This is a genomic window from Fusibacter sp. 3D3 (assembly GCF_001748365.1).
Lineage (GTDB): Bacteria > Bacillota > Clostridia > Peptostreptococcales > Acidaminobacteraceae > Fusibacter_A.
On the sequence record NZ_BDHH01000005.1, the window covers coordinates 211,383 to 235,021 of the forward strand.

At 40.2% G+C, this 23,639-nt stretch carries 24 protein-coding genes; 18 read left to right on the forward strand and 6 right to left on the reverse strand.

Features of this window, described 5'->3' with window-relative positions; all coding sequences use genetic code 11:
* The first annotated feature begins 51 nt into the window (after window positions 1-51).
* The 13 genes from F3D3_RS08195 (at window position 52) to F3D3_RS08255 (ending at window position 14,235) form a co-directional block, all read left to right on the forward strand.
* Window positions 52-1,782 carry a PucR family transcriptional regulator gene (locus tag F3D3_RS08195; protein ID WP_069872884.1) on the forward strand — a complete coding sequence of 577 codons (1,731 nt, stop codon included), beginning with the start codon at window positions 52-54 and terminating at the stop codon, window positions 1,780-1,782.
* 6 nt (window positions 1,783-1,788) lie between these two features.
* Window positions 1,789-2,763 carry a DUF2877 domain-containing protein gene (locus F3D3_RS08200; protein WP_069872886.1) on the forward strand — a complete coding sequence of 325 codons (975 nt, stop codon included), beginning with the start codon at window positions 1,789-1,791 and terminating at the stop codon, window positions 2,761-2,763.
* The gene (fdrA, locus tag F3D3_RS08205) at window positions 2,763-4,319 is read left to right on the forward strand and encodes an acyl-CoA synthetase FdrA (RefSeq protein WP_139132050.1); all 1,557 of its coding nucleotides are present in this window, start codon (window positions 2,763-2,765) and stop codon (window positions 4,317-4,319) included. Before F3D3_RS08200 ends, fdrA begins: the two co-directional genes overlap by 1 nt.
* Window positions 4,312-4,491, forward strand: coding sequence for a hypothetical protein (locus F3D3_RS08210; RefSeq protein WP_069872890.1), 180 nt, complete (start codon window positions 4,312-4,314; stop codon window positions 4,489-4,491). The genes fdrA and F3D3_RS08210 overlap by 8 nt, the downstream gene beginning before the upstream one ends.
* A 13-nt stretch (window positions 4,492-4,504) precedes the next feature.
* Window positions 4,505-5,767: a DUF1116 domain-containing protein gene (locus tag F3D3_RS08215; protein WP_242877109.1), complete on the forward strand. Its 1,263-nt coding sequence runs from the start codon at window positions 4,505-4,507 to the stop codon at window positions 5,765-5,767.
* A 66-nt stretch (window positions 5,768-5,833) separates the two neighbouring features.
* Entirely contained in the window at window positions 5,834-6,628 is a 795-nt protein-coding gene (locus F3D3_RS08220) for a cyclase family protein (protein WP_069872892.1), read from the forward strand.
* Between the two features lie 316 nt (window positions 6,629-6,944).
* Window positions 6,945-8,129, forward strand: a complete 1,185-nt coding sequence (locus F3D3_RS08225; RefSeq protein WP_069872894.1) for a CaiB/BaiF CoA-transferase family protein — start codon at window positions 6,945-6,947, stop codon at window positions 8,127-8,129.
* Window positions 8,130-8,233: 104 nt separating this feature from the next.
* Window positions 8,234-9,055 carry an XdhC family protein gene (locus F3D3_RS08230; RefSeq protein ID WP_069872896.1) on the forward strand — a complete coding sequence of 274 codons (822 nt, stop codon included), beginning with the start codon at window positions 8,234-8,236 and terminating at the stop codon, window positions 9,053-9,055.
* A 1-nt stretch (window position 9,056) separates the two neighbouring features.
* Window positions 9,057-9,851, forward strand: coding sequence for a selenium-dependent molybdenum cofactor biosynthesis protein YqeB (gene yqeB, locus F3D3_RS08235; protein ID WP_069872898.1), 795 nt, complete (start codon window positions 9,057-9,059; stop codon window positions 9,849-9,851).
* A gap of 10 nt (window positions 9,852-9,861) precedes the next feature.
* Window positions 9,862-10,767: a selenium cofactor biosynthesis protein YqeC gene (gene yqeC / locus F3D3_RS08240; RefSeq protein ID WP_069872900.1), complete on the forward strand. Its 906-nt coding sequence runs from the start codon at window positions 9,862-9,864 to the stop codon at window positions 10,765-10,767.
* The gene (locus tag F3D3_RS08245; protein ID WP_069872902.1) at window positions 10,764-11,387 is read left to right on the forward strand and encodes an NTP transferase domain-containing protein; all 624 of its coding nucleotides are present in this window, start codon (window positions 10,764-10,766) and stop codon (window positions 11,385-11,387) included. The genes yqeC and F3D3_RS08245 overlap by 4 nt, the downstream gene beginning before the upstream one ends.
* Window positions 11,384-12,592 carry a molybdopterin molybdotransferase MoeA gene (locus tag F3D3_RS08250; RefSeq protein WP_069872904.1) on the forward strand — a complete coding sequence of 403 codons (1,209 nt, stop codon included), beginning with the start codon at window positions 11,384-11,386 and terminating at the stop codon, window positions 12,590-12,592. Before F3D3_RS08245 ends, F3D3_RS08250 begins: the two co-directional genes overlap by 4 nt.
* A gap of 173 nt (window positions 12,593-12,765) precedes the next feature.
* The gene (locus tag F3D3_RS08255) at window positions 12,766-14,235 is read left to right on the forward strand and encodes a methyl-accepting chemotaxis protein (RefSeq protein WP_069872906.1); all 1,470 of its coding nucleotides are present in this window, start codon (window positions 12,766-12,768) and stop codon (window positions 14,233-14,235) included.
* A 74-nt stretch (window positions 14,236-14,309) separates the two neighbouring features.
* Here the strand turns inward: F3D3_RS08255 and F3D3_RS08260 are convergent, their stop codons facing one another.
* Window positions 14,310-15,491 (reverse strand): NAD(P)/FAD-dependent oxidoreductase, encoded by a 1,182-nt coding sequence (locus F3D3_RS08260; RefSeq protein ID WP_069872908.1) that lies wholly within the window; start codon window positions 15,489-15,491, stop codon window positions 14,310-14,312.
* Between the two features lie 238 nt (window positions 15,492-15,729).
* Here F3D3_RS08260 and F3D3_RS08265 point away from each other — a divergent pair, with 238 nt between their 5' ends.
* Entirely contained in the window at window positions 15,730-16,287 is a 558-nt protein-coding gene (locus tag F3D3_RS08265; protein ID WP_069872909.1) for a carbonic anhydrase, read from the forward strand.
* Window positions 16,288-16,358: 71 nt separating this feature from the next.
* Here the strand turns inward: F3D3_RS08265 and F3D3_RS08270 are convergent, their stop codons facing one another.
* The 4 genes from F3D3_RS08270 to F3D3_RS08285 all read right to left on the reverse strand — a co-directional run bounded on the left by F3D3_RS08270 (window position 16,359) and on the right by F3D3_RS08285 (window position 19,741).
* Window positions 16,359-17,048, reverse strand: a complete 690-nt coding sequence (locus F3D3_RS08270) for an ABC transporter permease (protein WP_069872912.1) — start codon at window positions 17,046-17,048, stop codon at window positions 16,359-16,361.
* A complete protein-coding gene (locus F3D3_RS08275; protein WP_069872913.1) occupies window positions 17,041-17,964 on the reverse strand; it encodes an ABC transporter ATP-binding protein in 924 nt (307 codons plus the stop codon). Before F3D3_RS08275 ends, F3D3_RS08270 begins: the two co-directional genes overlap by 8 nt.
* 83 nt (window positions 17,965-18,047) lie before the next feature.
* Complete coding sequence (locus F3D3_RS08280) at window positions 18,048-18,977, reverse strand: cell wall metabolism sensor histidine kinase WalK (RefSeq protein ID WP_139132051.1); 930 nt, start codon at window positions 18,975-18,977, stop codon at window positions 18,048-18,050.
* A complete protein-coding gene (locus tag F3D3_RS08285; protein ID WP_069872976.1) occupies window positions 18,974-19,741 on the reverse strand; it encodes a response regulator transcription factor in 768 nt (255 codons plus the stop codon). Before F3D3_RS08285 ends, F3D3_RS08280 begins: the two co-directional genes overlap by 4 nt.
* Window positions 19,742-19,907: 166 nt before the next feature.
* Between F3D3_RS08285 and F3D3_RS08290 the strand changes: the two genes are divergently transcribed.
* The 4 genes from F3D3_RS08290 to F3D3_RS24910 are packed head-to-tail and all read left to right on the forward strand — an operon-like array spanning window position 19,908 to window position 21,947.
* Window positions 19,908-20,867 carry an alpha/beta fold hydrolase gene (locus F3D3_RS08290; RefSeq protein WP_069872915.1) on the forward strand — a complete coding sequence of 320 codons (960 nt, stop codon included), beginning with the start codon at window positions 19,908-19,910 and terminating at the stop codon, window positions 20,865-20,867.
* Between the two features lie 18 nt (window positions 20,868-20,885).
* Complete coding sequence (locus tag F3D3_RS08295; RefSeq protein ID WP_069872917.1) at window positions 20,886-21,497, forward strand: TetR/AcrR family transcriptional regulator; 612 nt, start codon at window positions 20,886-20,888, stop codon at window positions 21,495-21,497.
* Between the two features lie 17 nt (window positions 21,498-21,514).
* Complete coding sequence (locus F3D3_RS08300) at window positions 21,515-21,838, forward strand: hypothetical protein (protein WP_069872919.1); 324 nt, start codon at window positions 21,515-21,517, stop codon at window positions 21,836-21,838.
* Window positions 21,825-21,947 (forward strand): hypothetical protein, encoded by a 123-nt coding sequence (locus F3D3_RS24910; protein ID WP_255364381.1) that lies wholly within the window; start codon window positions 21,825-21,827, stop codon window positions 21,945-21,947. Before F3D3_RS08300 ends, F3D3_RS24910 begins: the two co-directional genes overlap by 14 nt.
* Before the next feature lie 10 nt (window positions 21,948-21,957).
* On the opposite strand, the gene F3D3_RS08305 is transcribed toward F3D3_RS24910, so the two are convergent.
* Window positions 21,958-23,466 carry a DUF1846 domain-containing protein gene (locus F3D3_RS08305; protein ID WP_069872921.1) on the reverse strand — a complete coding sequence of 503 codons (1,509 nt, stop codon included), beginning with the start codon at window positions 23,464-23,466 and terminating at the stop codon, window positions 21,958-21,960.
* Window positions 23,467-23,639 lie beyond the last annotated feature (173 nt).

Sequence of the window (23,639 nt, forward strand, 5' to 3'; positions counted from 1 at the left end):
CAGATCAAATAATCTGAATATTGAGTATAATGGTATTAGAGGTGATCTGTCATGCAAAATAATATTGGCGTTAAAATAAGTGAAATTTTACAGCTGGATTTGTTTAAAGATGCGGAAATCATAGGCGGTAAAATGGGGCTGGAACACTACATTACAAAGGTAAATGTAATGGAAGTGCCAGATATTATCAACTGGGTTAAGCCAGGCGAATTTTTATTGACCACGGCGTACTCGATTAAAGATGATATTATGAAATTAAATGAACTCATCCCGATTATGAAAGAGATTGGTGTTGCAGGGATTGGTATAAAAACAAAAAGGTACGTAGATGAATTGCCAAGTAGTGTTATTGATACAGCTAATAAGTTGGCATTCCCCATTATCAACATACCACAGGGGATTTCCTTTGGTGATATTATAACGACCATTTTGACCAGTGTTGTGAATAAACAAACGAATTTACTGATACAAATTGATGATTTTAACAACCGATTAAAAGAGATTATGTTAAGAGGTGGAGACCTCTTTGAAATTGCAAAAATGATTCATGAGGTTGTAGATGCACCGATTGCTATAACAGAAGATATTTTTAAGGACTATGTTATTGTCACCAACGCAGATCAAAAGAAAATAATTGAACCCTTAGTGGAAGAACTCGTTTTGAATCGAATTACCAAGCACAATAAAGTCATTCGTGATTTTGGGATTGAGCACTTTGAAGATCATTTCGAAGATGAAATTGTGGATAGATTGATGATTCCCATCTTTTCAGCTGATGTGCTCTATGGGCACGTCATCATCTGGAATATCAATAAAAATATTGCAGATACAACCTTGTTTATGATAGAGGCGGCAGTTTCACTTATTGCACTGAACTCTGCTAAAAAGCTATCTGTATATGAAAATGAAAATAAGCACAAGATTGAATTTATAGAAGAACTTTTATCGGATCAAGAGGGGCATCATCTAAGAGCCATCGAGAAGGCAACTTACTTTGATTTTAATAAAAACAACATTTATGGGGTCGTTTTGGTCACGATTAATGAGACCGCAACAGATGTGAAATATACCCCTAATAATTCTAAAATTTTAAAGCAACTGAATTCTAAATTGATCAGTGTTGTGGAAAGATTACACCGTCACTACAAGGGTGAACTCATCTATGGCAATAAAAGCGATCGGATCATCTTCCTATTGGGATTTGACTATTTACGCGATGAATCGCAAATGAAGCAAGAGCTGATTCGATTTTCACAGGATTTATTGGATTTTTCAAAGCTTGAAAACATTCATCATAAAATTTCAATAGGCATTGGCAGAACGTATGGCAATTATAAAGAGCTTCACAACAGTTATCGTGAAGCACATAGGGCCATTCAAAAACTCAACTTAAGTGAACACGCTGTACAAAAGCCTGCCTTAGATTTATATGAAAAAATAATGCATTTTGATGATTTGGGGATTTATAGAATCCTATCCAATGAAGCGATTCAACCCGAATTGTATCAGTTTTTCATGGAGACATTAGGGCCTATAGTGGCGTACGACAAAGAGAAAGATGCCGATCTCCTTCAGACTTTAAAAATGTATTTTGCCTGTGGTTGTAACCTCAAAAAAGTATCTGAGGAAATGTATACGCATTATAACACTGTAATCTATAGAATGCAGCGGATTAAAGAGATTGGCAATATTGATTTTAATGATCCCAACGTCACCCTCAATATCCATATCGCACTGAAAATACTAGATGTTCTGAGCCCAGAGTTCGGAATAAAAGGATGATGATTTATGGAAGCACAATTGCTATCAAGGGACCTCAAAGCCTATCTTGAGAGTTGCAGAAAATCAGAGGGCAAGATACATTCTGTTTTCAAAGATGCCCTCAACATTCAGACGGCAAACGGCGAATTGATCTCCATTCTCACTGCTGGAAAAGATATAGAACCCATGAGTGCGCTGATCTCTGCTCAACCTCGTGAAATGAAAGGCTTTTATCAAGACGACCCTGTGGAGCTTTCAAGCAAGGGCATTCTCTTTAAAAATAATAACAAATGGCTGTCGATTGAAAAATCAAAAGTCTGGCATCCTGAAATTTCAATTCAAGGCGAAAGACATTCTATTGAGGCACAAAAACGGTGCGTTGAAGACATTAAGCAAAAACTCGTAGAAGAGGATTTGACGATTGGCTTATCACCCTTGATACATTATTTAACCTTCAACGAGGGCGTTCAACTTTTGAACAAGGATTCACCAGCGCTCAATGAGTACTGTGATTTCATACAAATCAGGCTTTACCAACTGCTTAAGGCACTCAACGATAGGCATTATGACGAGGCGTTGACCCTCATGCCTAACTTTGTTGGATTTGGGCCAGGACTCACGCCTTCATCCGATGATCTGTTGGCGGGAATATTAGTCAGTCTAGTCTATGAAGAATCCATGAAAGAGGCATCTCTTAGAGAGGATCAAGTCCTTGTATTTTCAAAAGATGTTTATGAAATATGTGTGGGCAAAACTACCAGTGTCAGTGAGCAAATGCTTAAATTTGCTTCTAGAGGTATGGTCTCCGAAGGGTATCGCAATCTCATTAGAAGTATTTTCTTTAAAGATCAGGTCCCAATGCATCTGCGGATTGAGACCGTATTAAAGCATGGGGCATCCTCTGGAAGTGACTTCTTATTCGGTGTCTATTGCATGAATTCAATAAGGCTAAATCGTTTAAAACCGATTGAACCTATACCAGTAAAGGAGTGTGAAGAATAATGATACAATATGAGATTCGCAAAAACGCTTACTATGACTCCGTAACTTTGATGCTCATTTCAAAAGAGATAAAAAACATCGAAGGGGTAGGGGACGCGATTGTGGGTATGGGTACTGACCTCAACAAGGAACTGACGGTCAACATTGGTCTAAAGCATACATTGCTGGATGCTATTTCGCCAAATGATTTTTATATTGCCGCAGAAGTGGATTCAGATGAAAGCATGAAAGAAGTGATTGAATCCGTGGAGCGTCTGCTCACGGCTAAGAAGACGGCGGCAGGGAGCGATTATAGGCCAGCAACACTGAATTCTGCTGTCGAGCATTTTAAAGAGGCCAATCTCGTGATTGTTTCAATCGCAGGTCAATATGCTGAAGAAGAGGTTTTAAATGCACTGGACCATGATCTCAATGTCATGCTCTTCTCAGATAATGTCTCCATAGAAGCAGAACTTAGGATGAAGCAAAAAGCGGTATCTAAGGAACTACTCATGATGGGACCGGATTGTGGCACTGCCATCATCAATGGGATACCCCTTGCTTTTGCAAATGTGGTCAAAAAAGGCCCTATCGGTGTGGTCGGCGCATCCGGTACGGGGACGCAAGAAGTGACCGCACTTATCGATCAATTGGGATCGGGCTGTTCGCAAGTGATTGGGACAGGGGGACGAGATTTAAAATCAGAAATTGGAGGTCTTATGATGCTTCAAAGCATCGATGCTTTGATTGAAGATCCAGAGACCAAAGTCATCGTTCTTATTTCTAAACCACCAGCACCAGAAGTGGCAGAAAAAATCCTTCAGAAGGTCAAATTGACTTCAAAGCCTGTTGTTGTGGACTTTATAGGAGGCAACCAAGAAACCATTAAAAACGCTGGTGCCTATGCGTGTTTAACACTTGAAGATACAGCCCGAAAAGCGGTTGCACTTGCAAATGGCATGGAACCCGTTGATTTTATAGGTTTTACAGAGGATGAATCTGTAATAGATGAACTCGTACAAAAAAGTTTAGAGGGGATAAAACCAACGCAAACCAATTTAAGAGCGCTTTATACAGGCGGAACCTTGGCTGATGAAGCCATGAAATTACTGGGCAATACTTTTGGGGGAATCTACTCCAATATCCCGCTTTCACCAGAATATGAGCTCCAAAATTTGAATAATCTCAAAGGACATGTGTGTTTGGATTTAGGAGAAGATCAATTTACAGTGGGAAGACCTCATCCGATGATTGATCCTTCCACACGTACAGATCGCTTTAAAACCGATATAGATGAAACGGTGGCTGTGGTTTTAATGGATGTGGTCATCGGTTATGGCTCACATGAAAATCCGGCACTAGAGGCGGCACAGTCTGTTAATGCACTTAGAGCATCTTATGATGAAAAGTTTGTTGTGGTGGCTTCTATAACAGGCACAGAAGGTGATCCTCAAATCCTAAGTGTTTCTAAAGCAACACTTGAGCAGGAAGGCATCTTGGTACTCCCTTCAAATGCTCAAGCCGTGAGATTTGTTCACAAACTTTTAACCGCGTTAGGAGGTATGAAACATGCATAAGATCAATCAACTTTTCCAAAAAGATTTAAAAGTCATCAACATGGGACTTGAATCTTTTTATAAAGATTTAAAAGAACAAGATGTAGCTGTGATTCATATGAACTGGCGACCTCGTGCAGGTGGAAATCCTAAGATGATAGACCTGCTCAATCGTTTAAAATCGAATAAGTAAAGGAGATGATAAAGTGCAAGAATTGATCCGAAAAGCCAATCAACAAGCGATGGAAAATCTTCAAAAAGCAAGACCAACACTAATGGGAATAGGGGTTGCGCTAAAAGATATTCCAAATATGGATAAGAAAACAATCCTGCACGCAGGACCCCCAATCAAATGGGAAAATATGAGTGGACCCTTAAAAGGGGCTGTCATTGGAGGTCTTATTTATGAAGGCCTAGCAAGTAATGAAGAAGAAGCTACTAAACTTGCAGCATCAGGTGAGATCAAATTTGATTCATGCCATCACCACCAAACTGTAGGACCAATGGCTGGTGTTGTGACGGCGTCAATGCCTGTTTGGATTATTCAAAATAAAGCGTTTGACAATTATGCGTACTGTACGCTAAATGAAGGGCTTGGAAAAGTACTTCGGTATGGCGCTTTCAGTGAAGAGGTCATCACCAGACTTAAGTGGATGGAAAATACACTTGCACCTGTGCTTAAGGCGGCTGTTAAGTTAAGAGGTCCTATTGATCTTAAGTCCATGATCGCTCAAGTGGTTCAAATGGGTGATGAAGGTCACAATAGAAATAAAGCGGGCACCTCGCTGTTTATCAGAGAGATTGCACCTTATGTGGTCTTAACGGATTTTAGCAATGAAGCAAAATCTGAAGTCCTTAAGTTTATGCATTCTAACGATCACTTCTTTTTAAATTTAACCATGCCAGCTGCAAAATCAACCATGGACCCAGTAGGCAATATCCCGCATTCAACGCTTATTTACACCATGGCTAGAAATGGCACTGAATTCGGCATTCGCGTTTCTGGTCTAGGAGATCAGTGGTTCAGTGCACCTGCTGAAATCATAGATGGCTTGTTCTTCCCAGGGTATACCAAAGAAGATGCCAATCCAGATATAGGGGACTCGGTTATCACTGAAACAAGTGGTATTGGTGGCTTCGCCATGGCGACTGCACCTGCCATCGTTCAATTCGTAGGGGGTACGCCTCAAGATGCGATTAACTTCACCACAAGTATGTATGAAATCACTGAACAAGAAAATGATGCTTATAAGATGCCGACGATGAATTTTAGAGGCACACCAACGGGTATTGAACTTCAAAAGGTCATTGAAACACAGATTTTACCGATTATCAACACGGGTATTGCGCATAAAGATGCAGGTGTAGGACAAGTGGGTGCTGGTCTTGTGAGACCCCCAATGAAGTGCTTTGAAGATGCACTTGAAGCTTTTGTAACGCAAATGGCAAAAGAAGGGTTACTTGAATAGTCAAATCTAAAAAAGGGTATAAGGCATCTGTAAGGTGTAGCGTCCCAAATCTTAAGGAGGATTACTATGGATTTCTGGAATAAAGTAAAAATGTATGATTTAACACAAAATACGAGTCACTTAACACCCCCTTGGCCAACTTATGAGCCACTACAGGTCAAATTCTTTAAAAGATTGTCGCCAAATGGGGCAAATGGGCAACTGATCACAACATCTAACCATGTGGGCACACATTTAGATGGTCCTTTACACTTTGATACATCTGGTAGAGATATTGCCTCTCTTGAACTGGAAAAGCTATGTGGTCCTGGTGTCATCGTGGATTTATCAGATATTTCAGAGGATTTTAGCATCTATACCCCTCAAGATATCATGGACCGTGTTGAAGTTAAAAAGGGTGATGTTTTGATCATCAACACAGGCTATCATAAATACGGTTGGGATCAACCCACAGCAGATGAGAGAAGGTATATGTTGAGACATCCAGGGCCTTCTATGGATTTCCCAGATTGGGTTAAGAAAATGGAGATCAAATGGATTGGTGTGGACTGTGGTTCGGCAGATCATCCGATGAATACTAAAATCAGAGATTGGGAACCGGGTGAAGCTAAAGCTTGTGATGCCTATATGAAAGCAAAATATGGCAAAGAGCTCAACGAAATTTATGAATGGCCTCAAACTTATCAGGCAATGCACATTCACGTTTTCCCTAAACCAGATGAAATCATTCATGCGGAAAACTTGGGCGGACAAATCGATGAAGTTTTAAATAAGAGATGCATCATCGGTTGTTTCCCTTGGAAATTCCAAGGCGGTGAATCAGCATTCTGTAGAATCGTTGCATTTGACGAACAAGAATAAAATAGCGGCCTTATGGGCGTATCATAGTATGGCATAAACTAAATCAAAGGCTCACCTAGTGCACCCAGTGCATAACACGGGTGAGCTTTAAATCATTAGTTCTCGTCCAGCTTAGAGGCAGGAATGTTCAACCTGCTCTAAGCGGTTAGACGAGAACGGGTCAGGCAAAACGAAGTTTTGGCGGACAATGATTCACATTAGTTCTCGTCCAGCTTAGAGGCAGGAATGTTCAACCTGCTCTAAGCGGTTAGACGAGAACGGGTCAGGCGAAACGAAGTTTCGACGGACAATGATTCACATTATTGGAGGAAAGTATATGGGACCACTTCAAGGATTAAAAATATTAGATTTGACACGTGTTTTAGCTGGGCCTTATTGCACGATGATCCTAGGCGATTTAGGCGCTGAAATCATCAAGGTGGAAGCACCAATAAAGGGAGACGATTCAAGACATTTTGGCCCCTACCAAAATGGCGAAAGTGCCTATTTTATGAGTTTGAATCGCAATAAGAAAAGTATTACGCTCGATCTTAAAAAGCCAGAAGGCAAGGAGATTCTTAAAGCACTGGTAAAAGAAGTGGATGTGATCATAGAAAACTTTAGACCAGGGACGATGGAGAAGTTAGGCCTCGGTTATGAGGTGCTCAAAACGGTTAATCCCAAAATTATCTATGCGGCATCTTCAGGATTTGGGCACACGGGGCCATACAGTCAAAGACCTGCGTACGATGGTGTCGTCCAAGCGATGGGAGGCATCATGAGTATCACAGGTGCCAAGGATGGTGAGCCCACAAGAGTAGGCCCTTCTATTGGCGATATCGCTGCAGGATTGTTTACAGCAATCGGTGTGCTATCGGCACTTAACTGCCGAAATGAAAAGGGCATTGGACAAAAAGTAGATGTGGCTATGTTGGATTGTCAAGTGGCCATGCTTGAAAATGCCATCGCAAGATATGTGGTCACGAATGAAGTGCCAAAACCCGCTGGAAACCGTCATACTTCCATCGTACCCTTTGAACCCTTTGACACTCAAGACTCTAAACTAGTCGTTGCAGTGGGCAATGATTCACTTTGGCTTAAATTCTGTGAAGTCTGTAATCTCAATGAGATTGCCCTTCAAGAAGCATTTGCCACAAATCCACAGAGAAATAAGCATTATGAGTTATTAAGACCTATTATCGCAAGTAAGATGATGGAGAAAACCACACATGAATGGCAATTGCTCTTGGACAAAGCGGGTGTTCCAAATGGACCCATCAATTATGTGGATCAAGTGCTTGAAGATGAACAAATCATCGCAAGAGAAATGATCGTTGAGGTAGAACATCCTGTTGCAGGTAAACTTAAAATGCCCGGCGTGGCTATAAAACTCAGTGAGACACCAGGCTGTATCCAGACGGCAGCACCTTTGCTAGGAGAGCACAGCGCTGTTATTTTGAAGACCTATTTGAATTTTGATGATGAAAAAATCAAAGAATTGATTGAAGAGGGCGTCTTATGAGGTTATGATAATAGTAGAACTGAATTTAAAATAGACTGGTCTATCCGCTTGGATAGGCCAGTCTTGACGGATAAACTTGTAATTTTCAATATGAGGAGGCCTATATGGAATCAGCAGTCATAAAAAGATTATTAAATGCCATAGACCATAGAGAAGCTGTTGCACTTGTGACGGTGACCCATAAAGTTGGAAGTGGCCCACGTGATAAAGGGAGTATGATGCTTGTGGATCACAAAGGGACACTCCTTGCAGGCACCATAGGGGGCGGGGGTGTGGAGGAAAGCGCAAAGCAGGATGCAATGGCTTGTCTAAAAAATCAAACTTCTTCTGCCTTTTCATATGAACTCACACTCAAAGAGACTGAAAACGCACTTGGAATGGCATGTGGTGGCGCTGTGACGGTTTTCATAAAGGTCTTTTCAGTGGGAAAATCATTGATCATCTTTGGGGCAGGTCATATTGGCATGGTGCTTTCTAAAATGGCCAAGCTGTTAGAGTATCATGTGACGATCGTTGACGAACGAGACGAATATGCCAATGTGGCCCGGTTTGAATCTGCTGATGTCATTCTCTCAGGTGAAATGCAGACCCTATTGGCTGATCTTGAAATCGTGCCAAGCACCAGTGTGGTCATTGTGACGCACGGTCACACACATGATCTAGAGGTCTTAAGAGGCGTTTTGAATCACAATGCAGGTTATATCGGCATGATCGGCAGTAAATCTAAAGTCAATTATTGCTTTCAAACGCTTAGAGCAGAAGGCGTGTCCGAAGAAAAGCTCAGTGCTGTTCATGCGCCTATTGGCCTTGATATCGGTGGGGAAACCCCTTCTGAAATTGCGCTGTCTATAATGGCAGAAATTCAAGCTATTCAATTCGGAAAGCAAGGGCCTTTTATGAAACAGATTGAAAAAGGAGGCGCATAGAATGCCCCATAGGGTACTGGTTAGAGGCGGTGGAGATCTTGCATCAGCTGTCATTCAAAAATTATATAGAAGTGGCTTTGAAGTTGTGGTTTCTGAACTTGAAACCCCTAAAATGGTCAGGCGGACGGTTTCTTTTTCAAATGCAATTTATGAAAATCCTTATGTCGTGGAAGAGATTGAGGCGGTTTGGATTAAGTCGGTTGATGAAATTAAAACGCTGCTGGCCCAGGGCAAAATCCCTGTAATGACCACTTTGGAATCTGAAATGATCGATTTTTTTAAACCGGATGTATTTGTGGATGCGACAGTGTCTAAAAAAGAGGTCAACTATACCAAAGCGTATGCTCAAGTAGTCATCGGTTTAGGGCCTAATATCGAAGCGGGTGTTCATGCGCATACGGTGATTGAAACCAGCAGAGGACATGATCTGGGAAGATTGATCTTTAGTGGCTGGGCAAAAGAAAACACGCATATTCCAGGGGATATTGGCGGTTACACGCATGAACGGGTTTTACGTGCACCTTGCGCGGGTCTTATGAAATGTGATAAAAAAATAGGCGACCTTGTGCGTGCGGGCGAGGTGATCATGACCATAGCAGGCAAGCCCGTCAAGGCAAAACTCGATGGTGTGCTCAGAGGCTTGATCCATGAATCTGTAAAAATCACAGAAGGGCTTAAGATCGGAGATATTGATCCAAGGGGGAATACACATTATTGCTTTACGATCAGTGATAAAGGGCGGAACATTGCTGGTGGTGTATTAGAAGCTGTATTAATCGGTCTAAAATCCAGATAGGGAGTCCAATATGTGCACTATAAAAAAAAGGAGTGGCAATGATTTTATTTCAGGGATGACGATAGAAGCCTTGGTGCGGATGAAGCTGAATGCTGCTAAAGTTCAACACAAAACGCTCGTCGTCTCGGTGGTAGGTGCAGGGGGTAAAACCAGTTTGATCTATTACCTTGTGAATGCATTGAAATCGGAGTTCAAAATTTTAGTGACCACCACGACCATGATGTTTAAACCCACTTGTGAATTGGATCACCTCATTTATCAGGGAGAACTTCCAGCGCATGCGCTTTTAGAAAAGTTAGCGACACTGGAGACGCTGACAGTAGCGGAGCTATCAGCAACCTCAAAGCCGGTGACGGGATTATTTCAAAATGAGGTAGGAGAGGGTTTTGATATTGATGAAAGCCCAGTGATTAAATTAAAAGGGGTGTCTGAAACACTTGTGGACCAAATTGCGGCCGCCTCTTTGTATGATCTAATATTGGTAGAAGCAGATGGTTCTAGACGTAGACCTCTAAAAGCTTATGGGCCGCATGAACCCGTCTTGCCTCAGTGTTCTGATGTGACTATTGCCGTCATGGGACTTAAGGGACTCAACGTGCCAATTTCTGAAGAATCTGTCCATAGGCTAGATCACTTTTTAAAACTGACGGGCAAAAAACAAGGAGAGATGCTTCAAATTGAGGATCTAGTGGCACTCTTTAGCGGGGAGACCGGTTTTTTAAAAGCAGTGCCTAAAGGCTGTGATGTCATCGCATTTTTGAATCAAGCGGATTGCGCGACACTGCCACATGATTTTGAAAATATAACTGAAAAGTTGTTTGACATAAGCCCAAGCATTGAGGGTTTTTTTGTGGTTTCCTTAGAAAAGCATTGGACCTATGCTGCTTACTTAAGTCGATCGGAAGGTGAGGCATGATGATAAAGCCTTCAATCTCTGGCGTTGTTTTAGCGGCTGGCGCTTCTACAAGAATGCAAAAAAACAAGATTTTATTGCCGATAGATGAGACCACTGTAATTGAAACAGTCATCAAAACGTTACTCCAAACAGAACTTTCTGAAGTGATCGTCATAGGCGGTAGAGATTATAATCGCCTTTCTAAAGTGCTGGAGGCTTACCCTGTTCAATGTCATGAGAACAACGCTTATTTTGAAGGTCAAAGCACTTCTATGATAAAGGGTTTATCCAAGATACGGGATGATGCCGAAGGCTGTTTTTTTTTCATGGGGGATCAACCGCTGATCGATGTAGAAAACATCAATCAAATGATTGAGGTCTTTAGAATGAGCGTGAATCCAAAAACAATTATAACACCCGTTGGAACAGAGGGACGCGGTACACCTGTGCTCTTTGGCGCAGCTTGGTTTGATGCGTTAAAGCAGATTAGAGGCGATCAAGGCGGTCGCAGCATCATCAGGGCAGCTGATGTGCATGTGATTCCACATTTTGTTGAAAGATCAAGTTTCTTTTGGGATATAGACCATGAAGAGATGTATCATAAAGTGCTAAGCGCTTATAATGGGGGGAGTTTTTTATGAAGAAGATAGAATTAAATCCGATTGAACATGTCTTGTCAGTCATTCGCGGGACATTTGATAATAAAATAGGGGGCACAGAACGCGTTAAGTTAAAAGAGGCTTCTCATCGCATTCTGGCGGAGGCTCTGATCAGCGATGTGCTCATACCTGAATTTCCAAAGTCCACAGTGGACGGTTATGCAGTTAAATTCATGGATAGACCTTGCCAGTGTACCCTGGTGGGCAAAGTGGACATGGGTGAGGCCTTAAACATAGAACTGAGTGCAGGTGAGTGTGTCTATGTGCCCACTGGTGGCGTGATTCCCAAGGGCACTGATACCATGGTGATGATAGAAGAGACTGAAGTCTTAACGCCTACAGGGGTTCAATTCAATAAAGCGGCGGATTCCAGAGACTTTATTATAGAAATTGGCGATGATATGAAGCCAGGACAGGTGGTCCTTAAAAAAGGTACGCGGCTTAAGCCACAGCACATCGGCGTTTTGGCTTCTTTGGGACATCAAGAGGTCGAGGTATTGAAAAAGCCTAAAGTTTGTTTTATATCCACAGGGGATGAACTGATCACACTGGATGAAACCCTTTCGTACGGTAAAATCAGAGAGATAAATGGATATACCTTAACGGCAATCGCAGAAGATATGGGGTTTGAAGTTTTAGAAACGCTAATCTTAAAAGATGATTATGCGCGCATTAAATATGAAATCGAATCCGCACTTGAAAAAGCAGATTTGGTGGCGATATCGGGTGGGAGTTCAGTGGGCGAAAAGGATTATACTTATGACTTGCTCAGTGAAATTGCATCAGAAGGCGTTCTCATCAGTGGTATGGCGATTAAACCGGGAAAGCCTACTATAGTGGCAAAGCATACGAATAAGCCCATCATTGGATTACCTGGACATCCAGTTTCAGCAATTGTGGTTTTTAAACTCATCGCAGGAGAGATTATGAAGACATGGGGTTATGAAGTTAGAAAAGATCATAAGATCACTGTTAAACTCACAGGTGATATTTATGCTGCTCAAGGGCGAGACACCTACCAAATGGTGACGCTTGAAGAAACTGAAGCAGGTATTCTGGCACATCCAACACCGGGTAAGTCTGGAATGATCACATTACTTTCAGGATCGGACGGTTATGTGATCATTCCGAAAGAACTGGGTTCCATAAAAAAAGAGAGCGTTGTTGAAGGCTACTATTTCGATTGACGCTGAACTTTTGAAGAGGGGCGCATCAATTTGATTTTGTAAAGGACACGTAAAATATAGCATCTAGTATCGAAAGGTGTTGTTGAAAGAATAATAAAAAGGTATACTTGTATCAACTTAAGTACACTTTATAAATCAATGTGATTTAAATCAAATTAAGAAGAGGGAGACCTATGTCAAAAAAACTGAGATTGTTTAAGAAAAAACCTTGTGAAGAAGCAGTTTGTATTTTAAAGTATGTGGATCAATATATGGATGGCGATGTCCATGAAGAACCTGTAATAGAATATCACATTCATAAAGACATCATGACCACTTTCAAAAAGTTGTTTCAAAATGAGAAAGTATTTGGTGAAAATGCGCAAAAGCTATTGAGCATTACCACAGAGATCAGTGGATTTGATGTAAATATGTCTCATTCTTCTAAAAAACTAAAGGTATTTGCGTCCGAACTTTCAAATGTAAGTGAGTCCAACCTTGCAATTGTGGAAGAGACCACAGCAAGCATGATCACTGTCAACGAAACCATATCAGATGTCACCGATAAACTGGAGCACCTCAGTCAACAATCTAGAGAACTTCAATCCAGTAACGAACAAGGGGTTGTACAGATTAATACTGTGGTCGAGCTTAAAGAAGAAGTCATGAATGATGCCAACCAGATGAAAATCCAAATTGAACAATTGGTTGAAATGACAAATCAAATCAATAATATTGTTGCAGATGTGGACAATATTGCCGCTCAGACGAATCTCTTAGCATTAAATGCATCTATTGAGGCGGCACGTGCTGGAGAACATGGCAGAGGATTTGCAGTTGTTGCAGAAGAAATAAGGAAACTTGCAGAAACCACAAAGGACAGCTTAGGCAGGATGCGTGGTTTCGTGGATGCGATCAAGGTAACTGCTGGTGAAGGCATTGAAAGTATGAATAATACGCTGAGATCAACAGGTGATATGAGCCAGCAAATCGATGTGATTTCAAATACAATGGATCAAAATGTCAGTATGCTAAAAACCACTATTAAAACGGTAAATGTCGTACATGACGCTGTAAAAAATATCAAAAGTTCTGCAGATGAAATCACACAGGCCATGGAAACATCAAGTCAAGATGCAGAAACGCTCAGCGTTATGACCAAATCTATTTTAGAAGACGCATCCAGCAGTGAGACTTTAGCCCAAAATATTGCTTTAATTGATGATGCACTCTCAAAAGTGGTCAAATCTTCTCTTGGCGCTTTACATGGGGGGAAGAATGCGATCCAATTGACCAAGGTTTCTCAAGAAGTCGACAAAGCAATCATTGCACATCAAAACTGGATGAAGACCTTAAAAGAGATCGTGCAAAACGAAACGTTACTGCCACTTCAAATCGATGACAAAAAATGTGCGTTTGGTCACTTTTATCATTCTGTTATTGTGGATGAACCAAGGATCATAAAGGACTGGCAAGCCATAGATGTATTACATCATAAACTTCATAAAAGCGGTGGTGAAATTGTAAAAGCCATCGAGCGCAATGAGCGTTCAAAGGCGCTTTCAATCTATAAAGAAGCGGATGAAATTAGCCATCAGATCATTTCACTCATGCAACAAATTTCAGATCGAATTAAAGGCAGTTCACATTTCAAAACGGTATAATCATAGAGATCATTTACAAAGGAAATCCTCCTATCCATGTTGAAGAAACATCGTAGGAGGATTTTTGTATGAGATTAAGATTTAAGTGACTCTAAAAAAGCCTCTTTGGTCAACTTGTGGAAAAGTGCACTTTTGAGTTTAGCTGACTTTGATATATTGCCGATTAAAATACCACCTGTAATAATGCCCTCTTTAAAGAAGATTTTTTCAAAATGATCATCATATTCAAAACGGATGATCTCATAGGCCTTTTCTCCAAGACTGCCCACATCACCAATCGAAAAAAGGCGCATATTCATACCATGGTAGATATTGAACGGAACCAAGGTCTCGTAAGAAGTTTTTTGATTTGCTATGTTTAGCCCTGCTGTTTTGCCTTGTAACACAGCTTCGGGCCATATGCCATAATTGATGCCGTCGTATTCAGCACAATCACCAGCAGCATAAATATTTGCGTCACTGGTTTGCATTTGAGCATTTACAGTGATCCCTTTGCCAACTTCAAGTCCAGCTTGCTCCGCTAAAGCAATATCGGCTTTAATTCCGATGGAAATGAAGACATAATCACAAGTGATGGTTTTCCCATTTGAAAGCCTTATGCCTTCAACATGATGATCCCCTAGAATTGAATCTGTCCCGACACCTGTTATGATCTGCATGCCTGTAGCTTCCACTTTTTCTAAAAACAGACCAGAGGCTTCAGCATCCAGTTGTCTCGGCAAGAGGCGTTCCATCATTTCGATCACGGTGACCTTGAGCCCAAGCTTAATCATTTGCCAGCCGAGTTCTAATCCAAGCAGGCCACCACCGATGACAACGGCATGCTTAGAGGGTTTGACCATCTTTTTGATGAACTCTGCATCTTTTAAGGTTCTAAGCGATTTGACTTCTGGCAGAGCGACGCCTTCAAGTGGTGGGATGAAATTATAACTGCCTGTCGCGATAATAAGCTTATCATAGGGCAAGAAACGGTCATCTTGAAGTTTGATTTGTTTTTTTGCTTTTAAAATTTCAACGACGGGAATGCCGTGAATGAGTTCGATTTTATTTTCTTCATACCATGCAAAGGGGTGAAGAAAGAACCGATTCGGCAGAGCGGACTGCGAAATATAATCGGATAACATGGGTCTATAATAGATAGATGCGTCTTCATTGGTAATGATTTTTATATCATAGTGGGTATCAACTTGATTTTCGATTAAGCTTTCCACTGCTGAAATGCCAGCAGCGCCATTTCCAATTACAATGACTTTCATGAATTTGCCTCCTTATGTGTCTGGTTTCACACATTATATACCCTTTTTTTTAGAAATAATAGATTATTTTTGTTAAAATTACTATAAAAAAATAATAGTTATGACAAACTTCTGGTGTATTTTTACAGGAATCAAGTTCATATTGTATCTGATTTTTAATAATTTCAGATAGAAGTTGACATTTCTCTGAGAATTTGTATAATTAGTTTTAAATATTTATACAAAAGGATGTGGATTTATGAAAAGCAGAATAGAAGAAATTTTAGCTTATAATAAAGAATTTGTCTTGAATGAGGCTTACAAGACGTTGATAACTTCTGGTATACCAGAAAAAAAGATTGTGATTTTGTCCTGTATGGACACGCGACTTACAGAACTTTTGCCAAAGGCTCTGAACATTAAAAATGGAGATGCAAAGCTTATTAAAAATGCAGGGGCAACGATTATGCATCCTTTTGGCAGTATTGTAAGAAGTATTATCGTTGCAGTCTATGAATTTGGTGTTGAGGATGTCCTCATCATTGGGCATTACGGCTGTGGCATGTGTCATTTAGATGGCAAAGCGCTGTTAGATAAAGCGATTGAACGTGGCATTGAAGTTTCAACACTGGAAATGCTCAAGTATTCGGGTATAGATATCGACAAGTGGTTAGAGGGCTTTGAGTCTCCAGAAGATGCAATTCATGAGAGTGTCAATCAGCTTCGAAATCATCCCCTCATGCCGAAAGATGTCAGAATCCACGGCATGCTCATGCACCCTGAGACAGGTGCATTAGATGTGGTGGTCTTATCATAATATAGATTAGAACGTAGAGTGAAAACCTACTGGAGTGAAACCGAAATCACATGAATCTAAATTGCATGAATCTAAATATCGTTTTGTTCAATATTTTTTATGAGCGTTTTTGTAAATAGGAGACCGACAACTGCAAAACATATAGGCACTAAAATGATATTTCCAAGTGTGAAATCTCCAATGTTTGATCCTAAGAGCAATGCGATGATCACACCAACGATAATTGTTTTTGTGCTTGAATTTTTTTTAAGGCCAAAATAGAGACAGATACTACTCAGACAAGTATATGCAATACTGTTAATGATCATGTTGAGCATTAATGGCAAATAGATTTGTGGTGTTAAGTTAAAGGGCATTTCATAGTAAATATGACTCACTATATATAAAGTGGACATTAAGAACGTTGTAGAGAGGATTATGGCAAATGCGATAAATATCCCAATGAGTAAAATCTTGGATAGCATTAATTTTTTTCGACTTATAGGGTAAGAGAATAAAAGGGAAATGGTCTGTTTATCATATTCGCCGATAACGATCCGGCCTAACATGACAGATGCCAAAATAAGGAAAACTATATTCACCAGCGTTTTAGTAATCATATAGGTTTGGTTGATATCTTTAAAAACCACTTCGCTTTCTTTTTGGTCCGCAAAGAAGATCAATAGCAATATGGAAAGTAGGATCAAAGTGATGACAATAGATTTAAAAATATAACGCTTTATATTGTATTTTTGAGATTCGAGTTTCATCAATTTAAGCAATGATTTCACCTCCTGCGACGTTTTTTAGAAAGTAATCTTCCAAAGAATCCATTTTCTTTTGAAAGGACTCAAGCTGAATACCGTTTTGAATGAGTGCATTCATGATTTGAGTCTGAGAATGCTCAAAATTATAGATGCGGATGGTATTGTGATCTAGAACTTTAAAGTTTTCAATGTTCAACGTATCCAGCAATATCAGAGAAGCTTTCTGACTATCATCCACAATCAGTTCAAAACAAGCCTTATTTTCAATACGGGTGTCTTCTAGTTTGATTTCTTGTATCAGTCGGCCCTTTTTTATAATCCCAATTTTATCTGCAATTTGTTCGATTTCAGAGATAATATGACTGGAGATGAGTATAGTAACACCGTATTCTTTGCTTAATTTGTGAAAAAGATTTCGCATATCCTTAATGCCCACGGGATCAAGGCCATTTATAGGCTCGTCTAAAATTAAGAGTTCAGGTCTTGTGACGAGGGCACGTGCGATGGCAAGTCTTTGTTTCATACCCAGCGAGTACTCTTTTACTTTCTTCTTTTTAATGTCCGTCAAGGCAACCCGTTGTAGGGCTTCTTCGATAGATTTGTCTTGATGATAGCCCATGTATTGACAATGCAATTCTAAATTTTCGTATCCTGTTAGCCAATCGTAGAAGACTGGATTTTCAATAATGCTGCCAATCCGCTTAAGAAATTCATATGAATCATAGGTCAATGCTTCGCCAAAGAGTTCAATTCTGCCTGACGTAGGTTTGAGCAGATTCATGATGAGTTTCATAAGCGTGGTTTTTCCAGCGCCATTTGGGCCTAAAAAACCGTAAATTTCACCTTTTTTAATGGTCATATTCACATTTGAAATGACTTCGATGCCATTAAAGGCTTTTGTCAAGTTATGTGTTTTAAGAATGGTATTCATTTGTAACCTCACTTAATATTGTGTCGTACGTTCACCTATAATGATAGGATAGGGATCATTCATTTCTCTTACGTGTTTCTTACTTATTTCTTAAGTTTAATCATGAATTGTGTCAACTCATAGGGCACACTCTTAAGTAAAATCTCGCCGCCAAGCCTCTCCACTAAGCGCTTTGTAATCGTGAGGCCAATACCACTGCTCTGATAGTTTTTATTTCTGGAATCCTCTAATGTATAAAGGCGTTCAAAAACCTGATTTAAATGCTGTTCTTTTATCCCTTTACCCTTGTCCCATATCGTGAGGGTTACAAAGGAATCGTCTGTTTTAACCTTGATGCCAACAATACCGCCTTCATAACCATAACGGATGGCATTAGAAATCAGATTGTTCAGAATGCGATTTAAGGCATCTACATTTGAATGGATGACGTTAGGTGTATCCGGAATGTCAATGGAGACTTCAAGGTTGTTTTTTTGAAATAAAGAGTAAAAGTGTAAAATGTTTTGTTTACAGATTTCGTGAAGATCAACCGGCACTAATGGGATGGGGTAGTCCTCGGATTCAATTTTGGCTAGATCAAAGAAATAGTTGACAATGTTTATGATTTCAATGGATTTTGAGTGAACACGTTCTAAAATCCGTTTTTGTTCTCGGATCTCTAAATTTTCATCTTTTAAAAGCATTTCAAGATATCCTGAAATAACAGTCAATGGGGTCTTTAAGTCGTGAGAGACATTAGAGAGCATGCGTTTCATGTTGGCTTCATTATGATGCTCATTGGCTCTGATGCGTCTAATGATCTCTAAATTTTGATTGATTTGCTTTTGAAGTTCTATGACCGTTGGATTATCTGTAAAGAGTCGGATCATTTCATCCCCCTCCATAATCATTTCCAGTTTAGAAGTAATATACAGGAGGTCTTTTTCAATAGATTTTCTTTGGCTATACTGCCTTAGCGCTACGATGAGCGTTGCTATCCATAGAATCGACAAAAAGATAAGCGCTGTCATCATGATAATTCACCAAATTTATAACCGATACCCCAAATGGTCACGATGTATTTAGGGTCAGAGGGATTATCTTCAATTTTTTCTCGTAATCTTCGAATTTGGACGTTAATCACGTTTTCATCGCCGTAATAGTTTTCTTTCCAAACCTGTTCATAGAGTTGCGCTTTTGAATAGACGCGTTTGCGGTTGGTGGCTAAAAGTCTTAAGATACCAAATTCCTTGTTTGTGAGTTTAATAAATTGGTTATTCTTATAGACGGTATAATTATCAAAGTCCATTTTAAGAATACCTATTTCTATAAAATTGGAGGGTTTGTTTGTATTGGGTTGAAGCTCTAAAGGTGTACTCAGACCACTATAACGCGTTGCACGCCTGATTGCAGCACTGATTCTAGCCGAAACTTCAATCAAGGAAAAGGGCTTGGCTATATAATCATCGGCCCCAAATCCTAATCCCAAAGCTTTATCAAGATCTGTATCTCTAGCGGAAACAATAAGGATTGGCATTTGATTTTTTTCTCTGAGCTGTTTTAGAACTTCTATTCCGGGCAATTTGGGAAGTGTTAGGTCCAAAAGTAGTAAATCGTAGTGGTTGTGGAGGGCTTTATCAAGACCGAGTTCGCCATCCGTTGCAAGTTCAACTGCATAGCCTTCTTTGATGAGGTAATGGCTTAATATTTCACAGATATCAGGATCATCTTCTATAAGCAGTAAATTGTAGTTTGACAAATTGAGCACCTCGATTAAGGGTATTTTTAATACTGTCATTTTAGCATTTTTGGATTCACAATACACGAGATACATAAAAATGATTAAACCAATCGCCTAACCTGTTGAATTGCAAAGGCTTCGATTTGAACGCTAGGGCTATTGATTTTATAAGGTTTAATCAGTACACTAGGATTAGCTGAACATGTTCAAGAGAGGAGAAAAAATGAAACCATTTATGCAAAAAATAGGCATTGTTATTTTAATAGCTTTAGGATTAGGCCTTTTATATTTAGGGTATGCTTATCATCAATTTTCAAAAGTTAAGGCAAGTCAAATTCAAAAGTTAAATGAGGGCAGTCAGATGATGGTCACAGAAGTAGGGACCATCGAATATGCCATTCGTGGAGAGGGATATCCTGTATTGATGATACACGGTGCTGGCGGGGGTTATGATCAAGGGCTTTTACTTGCAGATTATCTTTTGCCTGAGAATTGTAAAATCATTGCAATATCAAGATTTGGCTATGTCAATACGCCTTTGCCAGAGGATGCCACGCCTGATCATCAAGCGGCACTTTATAAGGCACTTTTAGACGCACTTGGTATCGAGCAGGTCAATGTGGTGGGTGTATCCGATGGCGGGCCCTCTGCTCTAAAGTTCAGTATCTTTTATCCAGAGTATACAAAGTCCCTTACGATGATTGCGGCTAAGAGCCAAACGCCACCTGAGCAAACGCCAGTTCAAGCCGCAGTATTTGGGACGATTTTTGAGCATGACTTTCTATTTTGGATGATCACAGAACATATGTCATCACAGCTTTCCAGCGTGCTGGGGGTCTCCAAAGCGGTTCAAGCGCAGATGACGGATGATGAAAAGATCATGGCAACAGAGTTCTTTGGGAGTATGAGTCCAATCTCACTTAGAAAGGCGGGGATCTACAATGCCAATATTCAGTTTAAAAGTCTCTTACCTGAAGATTATCCCATCTGGGAGATAAAAGTGCCCACATTAGTTGTTCATGCTGAGGATGATACGCTTCAACCCTTTCGCTATGCAGCGTATACGCATGAACAAATCAAAGGGTCACAGTTATTATCCTTTGAAATGGGAGGGCATATGCTCTTTGGTCACCGAGAAGAAATCATTGAGGCTGCAGATAAGCTTTTTAAAAGTGTTGAGTAGTTCAGTAAAGGAGTGACCATGTCTATAAAGCCAGAGAATTCAGAGATAAAGAACCATTTAATTCAATCCGTTCGAGCGCTTCTAGAAGATGATTTTGAACTTGAATCTTTAACGGTGCGGCAAATTGCTTATGAAGCGCATGTGGCAACAGGGTTGATTCATTACCATTTTGGCAACAAACTAAATCTCATTGTGGCAGCCATTTCGACGATTATTGATGATGCAGCAATGCAGGCTTTTCAATCGTTTGCAGATGTCAATGATCCACCGGAGTTAAAGTTGAGAGCCTTTTTAAAGGCTATGGCGCTGGTGGTTTGCCAGTACAAGCCCTACGCTACCTATTTGATTAGAGAGGAACTTTTAAGCAACAGGTTCAGCACGCCAGAGACGCTTTTGACCTTGCTCAGTGAAATTAAGCCCACTTTAAACAATCGTGAACTCAAGTACATGGCAATTCAAATCGTTGCGCCGATACAGTATATGCTTTTAAAGGAAGAGGGGTTGAGTGCTTATTTGGCGACTGAAGAGGATTTAGAGGATTTAGAGGATTTAGAGGATGTAAAAGGGTTGAATCTCTTAGAAGAATATGAAATAATGGTGACATCTATTTTAAAGGCACTTGAGATTTAGCGAAGAGGGAGAACGAGATGAAGATTGGGTTAATGGTATTGGGTGTTTTCTATGGTCTAATTATGCTGTTTACAGGGGCGTTGATGTTTCCACAGAAGAGGCTTGGAAGGCTTTCCAGTGCACTGATGTTCGTTGGAGGTGCAGTTGTTATTTTTGCATTTGTCAACAAGGAAATGACTTTGATGATGAGGGCACTTATATTGGGCTTGGGATTAATCTCTGTTCATATCTCAGCGGTCATGAACGGGTATAAACTTTATGGCAAACCTCTTGTTAAGCATCATCTTATCAGAGCTTGTATTTCTGTAGTCTTATGGGTTGGATGTTATGGGCTTTATTAAACAGATAAAGCGCTATAGACATACGCTATTTTCAGGGCGTGTGCCTATGGCGCTTATTATATTTCAGGGGGATGCCATTATCTATAAATCTTTATCTATGGGCTTTTAGCTCTGGCATTTTAGTTGCCATAAAAAAGGCTTGTAGATGAAAATTCTGGATCACTTGTGAGATCAATTCCGAGGTTTCTAAGTGTGGCTTCGTTATTACTATGCAGGATAACGGTTGCATGTGCTTGACAGTCTCTGATGCTCTCAAGTGCATCTAGTGCCACTTGAGCGATTGGGTTAAAAGCAGCACTGATTGAGAGTGCGATTAAAACTTCTTCTAAATCCAAAAGGGCTGTTTTATCGCCAAGGGATTCGGTTTTCAATTTAATGATCGGGTTGAGTATAGCAGGTGACAGTAAGTGCATGTCATCAGATATGCCCGTATATTTTTTAAGTGCGTTCAGGATACAGGCAGCTGCGGCATCCATGACTTGATTGTTTTTACCCGTAACGATATCACCGTTATGAAGTGCCAGCGCCATGGTAGGGACAATCGTATCGACAGCATATTTTTCAGCCAATGCCTTGGAATAAGCTCTGGCAGGCTCCACCACAATGCGATGGTTGGGTTTGAGCTGAAGCTCTTCCATGATCATCTTTGAGTGATTAAAGGTATCTAAATCACAGAGCCCTTTTTTGTATTCACACCCTGTTTTAAAGTAACGACGGATGATTTCTTGTCGTGAGGCTTCTTTGATGATTTCATCGTCAGTGATGCCAAAGGCAATTCGATTGACCCCCATATCTGTTGGGGATTGATACATAGATTCTGTGTCTGTAATTCTTTCTATAATGCGTTTTAAAACGGGGAAGGTCTCCACATCTCTGTTGTAATTCACCGTCACCTCGCCATAGGTCTCTAGGTGGAAGGGATCCACCATATTGACGTCTTTTAAATCCACGGTTGCAGCTTCGTAAGCGATGTTGAGAGGATGCTTTAGAGGCATGTTCCACACGGGGAAGGTTTCAAATTTAGAGTAACCTGCTTTACGTCCCTGTTTGTTTTCATGATAAAGTTGACTTAAGCAAGTTGCAAGTTTACCACTACCAGGACCTGGAGCCGTTACGACGACAATGGGTTTAGTGGTTTCGATATAGGGATTTTGGCCATAGCCTTCGTCGCTGACGATGGTATCGACTTCGGTAGGATAACCCTTCGTAGGTCTATGCTTATACACTTTGATGCCCATATGCTTTAGTTTATTGATGAAGACGGTTGCTGCGGGTTGGTTTTCATATCGCGTGATCACCACACTGTTGATTTCAAGACCATTGCCTCTGAGGTCATCGATGAGTTTTAAAACGTCCATATCATAAGAGATGCCAAAATCGCCACGGATTTTATTGCGCTCAATGTCACCTGCATAAAAGCAAATGATGACTTCGAGTTTGTCTTTTAATTTTTGCAACAATTTAATTTTGACGTTTTCATCAAAACCGGGCAGTACGCGTTTGGCATGCATATCGTAGATGAGTTTACCCCCAAATTCAAGGTAGAGCTTGTCGAAATTATGCACACGCTCGAGAATAAATTTCGATTGTTCTTCAAGATACTTTTCTGAATCAAATCCTTTTTTCATTGAATCCTCCATGGGTTTTCTTTAATCTAACACGAAAAAGGTTCTGTTGTCTATGACTTTATGCGCATTTTTTGAATCCTTATGGATTGTAATGGAACTTTTTGATATTTTATGCGTCTTAACCCTATAGTCTTTTTGAAGTCTATAGACATTTAAATTTAACCCCTATAAAA